The 828-nt window shown below is 44.6% G+C and carries 1 protein-coding gene; it reads right to left on the bottom strand.

All coding sequences use genetic code 11. The features are described 5' to 3' along the window. Positions 1 to 828, bottom strand: an 828-nt coding sequence (locus A3738_RS00685) for an NAD(P)/FAD-dependent oxidoreductase (RefSeq protein WP_197473483.1), incomplete at both ends; no start/stop codon positions are given.

The raw sequence follows: 828 nt of genomic DNA, 5'->3' as shown, positions 1-828 counted from the left end.
GTCCAAGATGAGTTGGTGTAACCAATGGCAAAGGCAAAATTAGGTATGCCGCTCAACATCATGCCTTTGTATGCAACGGTATCGGATAAATCGACGGTCTTGTTATCGACGTTTAGCTTAATCCCGCCAAATAGTTGCACGTTTAAACCCGTAGCTGTCACGACAATATCTGTTTTGAGTGTTTCGCCTGATGCTAGCTCTATACCTTCCTCGTTAAAGCACTTAATGGTGTCGGTTTTAACTGAAGCTTTGCCTTCACTGATTGCATTAAATAAGTCTCCGTCAGGCACCGCACATAAGCGTTGATCCCAAGGGTTATATGGAGGATTAAAATGTTGGTCGACAGGGTAGTTCTTTGGCAGCAGGCTCTTATTGCTATGATGAATAATCTTACGTGCGAACTTAGGAAAACGTTGGCACAAACGCCAAATCAGACGCGAAATATTAATGTTTTTATTTCGCGTTAGTTTATACGCAAGGCGTTTAGGGAGCAGTGCGCGAAGTACGTTAGCAATCGGGTCGCTTTGCGGCATGCTCATCACATAAGTCGGCGTGCGCTGAAGCATAGTGATATGTTTTGTCTTATCCGCCATCGCAGGTAACAGCGTCACGGCTGTTGCACCACTGCCAATTATCACCACATTTTTACCTTGGTAATCGAGATCTTCCGGCCAATGTTGAGGGTGAATCACTTGCCCCTTAAAGTTTTCTATTTCCGGAAATTCTGGCGTATAGCCTTTATCGTAGTTGTAGTATCCAGCGGCGCTAAACAACCAGTTACAGGTAACTTCTTCGATGGTTTTGACGTGGCCGTTGCTATGTTCTATT

It is taken from the genome of Oleiphilus sp. HI0066, from assembly GCF_001635725.1.
The sequence above is the reverse complement of the archived record's forward strand: the minus strand, read 5'-3'. Positions and strand labels throughout refer to the sequence as shown.